Source organism: Lamprobacter sp., assembly GCF_034860625.1.
Classification (GTDB): Bacteria; Pseudomonadota; Gammaproteobacteria; order Chromatiales; family Chromatiaceae; genus Lamprobacter.
Map to the genome: position 1 here is coordinate 1 of NZ_JAYESN010000534.1, position 1,305 is coordinate 1,305.

General features: G+C 61.5%; 2 protein-coding genes. Both read right to left on the reverse strand.

Annotated features, from left to right (window positions below; translation table 11 throughout):
* Positions 1-142 (reverse strand): carbon storage regulator CsrA (csrA, locus tag VBE63_RS29535; RefSeq protein WP_323686540.1); only part of this gene is annotated, 142 nt, incomplete at its 3' end.
* Between the two features lie 214 nt (positions 143-356).
* Positions 357-1,305 (reverse strand): aspartate kinase (locus VBE63_RS29540; RefSeq protein WP_323686539.1); only part of this gene is annotated, 949 nt, incomplete at its 5' end.

Below are 1,305 nucleotides of genomic sequence, written 5' to 3' on the forward strand. Positions count from 1 at the left end.
GAATCTCCTCCCTGTGGACGGCGACATCACGCGGCGCCTTCACACCGATGCGCACCTGGTTGCCCTTGACACCGAGCACGGTGATCACCACATCCTCGCCAATGACCAGCGACTCATTAACCTTGCGGGTAAGTATCAGCATTCTTCCCTGCTCCCCGGCACCAAAGCACCCGGAAATGAGTGAGGGGCCAGCACCCCGGGTACCAGCCCTTTATGCACAACCTGAGATCAGGTCCGGACGGCCCGGACCGGTATAATCATGTTACGTTCTAACGGCTTTTGCATCCTGCAACAAGCCCGCGCGAACTCACAGCACCAGCCGTAGGCTCCCGCCGGGTGATCGGTCGCGCAAGCGCTTAGGCAGCAGCCTCGTCCTGAGGTTCCCCTTCAAGGGCGAAGGACGAATGCAGGGCACGCACGGCGAGCTCGAGGTACTTCTCTTCGATAATGACCGAGATCTTGATCTCGGAGGTGGTGATCATCTGGATGTTGATACCCACATCGGCCAGCGCGGCGAACATCTGACTGGCCACACCGGCGTGAGAGCGCATGCCGACGCCGACCACTGAAACCTTTGCGATGCGAAAGTCTGCGCTCACCTCGCGGGCGCCCAGTTCTCTTGCGGCAGCCTCCACGATTTCCTGCGCGCGCGCCAGATCATTGCGCGCCACAGTAAAGGTAAAATCCGTGGAATTATCCTCGGCCACGTTCTGTACGATCACATCGACTTCGATGTTGGCCGCCCCAATGGGGCCCAGAATGCGATAGGCCACGCCCGGCTGGTCGGGCACACCGAGCACCGTCAATTTGGCTTCATCACGGCTGAATGCAATACCGGCGATGGTGGGCGTCTCCACGCTCGGATCCTCCTCAAAGGTAATCAGGGTGCCCGGGCCGTCCTTGAAGCTGTGCAGCACACGCAGGGGCACATTGTACTTGCCGGCAAACTCCACGGCACGAATCTGCAGCACCTTGGAACCCATGCTGGCCATTTCCAGCATTTCCTCGAAAGTGATTCGATCCAGCCTGCGGGCGCCGTCCACCACGCGCGGGTCGGTGGTATAGACGCCGTCCACATCGGTGTAGATCTGGCATTCCTCGGCCTTGAGCGCCGCAGCCAGCGCGACTGCCGTGGTATCCGAACCGCCGCGGCCCAGCGTCGTGATATTGCCGGCGGCGTCCACGCCCTGAAAACCGGCGACCACCACCACACGGCCCAGTGCCAGATCGGCGCGCACGCGCTGTTCGTCGATGTGCTGGATGCGCGCCTTGGTATGGGCGCTGTCGGTGAGAATACGCACCTGC